General features: G+C 65.9%; 1 protein-coding gene. It reads right to left on the bottom strand.

What is annotated here, in order from left to right:
* The coding region (locus AB0G13_RS34785) for a condensation domain-containing protein (RefSeq protein ID WP_357883969.1) at positions 1-1048 on the bottom strand (1048 nt) is incomplete at both ends.

The following is a 1048-nucleotide window of genomic DNA, read 5'->3' as shown; positions in this document are numbered from 1 at the left end:
GTGAAGACGGTTTGGATGTGGGGTGGGGTGTGGCGGTCGCGGGTGGGTTGGGTGCGTTCGACGAGTTTGTCGAAGGGGATGTCCTGGTGGGTGACGGCGTGCATGAGGACGGTGCGGGAGTGGTGCAGGAATTGGCGGAAGGTGTGGTGGGGGTTGATGTCGACGGCGAGGGGGAGGGTGTTGACGAAGAAGCCGATGAGTTTTTCGGCGTCGGGGTCGGTGCGTCCGGTGAGGGGGGTGCCGATGACGACGGGGGTTTGTGCGGTGTAGCGGTGGATGAGGAATTGGAATGCGGCGAGGAGGATGCCGAAGGGGGTGGAGCCGGTGTGGGTGGCGAGGGTGGCGAGGGTGGTGATGGTGTCGGGGGGTAGTTGGCTGTGGTGGACGGCGGTGGGGCCGGGTGGGGTGTCGGGGCGGGGTCGGTCGGTGGGTGGGTGGCAGACGGGTGGGGCGTCGCGTAGTCGGGTGGCGAGTTCGTCGAGGTGGTGTTGTGCGTCGGTGCTTTCCCAGTGGTGGCGTTGTCGTTGGGCGATGTCGGCGTACTGGGTGGTCAGGGGTGGTAGTGAGGGGGCGCGGCCATGGGTGAGGTCGGTGTAGAGGTGGTCGAGTTCGGTCTGGAACAGGCCGACGGACCAGCCGTCGAGGACGATGTGGTGCCAGGTGAGGCAGAGCACGTGTGCGGTGTCGGAGAGTTGGAGGATTCGGCAGCGCAGTAGTGGGCCGGTGGTGAGGTCGAATGGTTGGTCGAGTTCGGCGCGCAGGATTTCGTGGATGTGGTGGTCGTGGTGGTGGGGGTCGATGTGGGTGAGGTCGTGGCGGGTGCTGTGGTGGTTCGGGTCGGGGTGGATGATCTGGACGGGGATGCCGTCGTGTTCGGTGAAGGTGGTGCGCAGGACTTCGTGTCGGCGGACGATCTCGGTGATGGCGGTGTCGAGGTGGTCGAGGTTGAGTTCGCCGTCGATGTGCCAGGCGGTCTGGGTGTTGTAGGCGGTGGACCTCGGGTCCAGGGCGTTGAGGAACCACAGGCGCTGCTGCGCGAACGACAACA

This window comes from Micromonospora sp. NPDC023633 (genome assembly GCF_040640035.1).
In the GTDB taxonomy this organism is placed as follows: Bacteria; Actinomycetota; Actinomycetes; order Mycobacteriales; family Micromonosporaceae; genus Micromonospora.
Note: the sequence above shows the minus strand (reverse complement) of the source record. Positions and strands in the feature narration are given on the sequence as shown.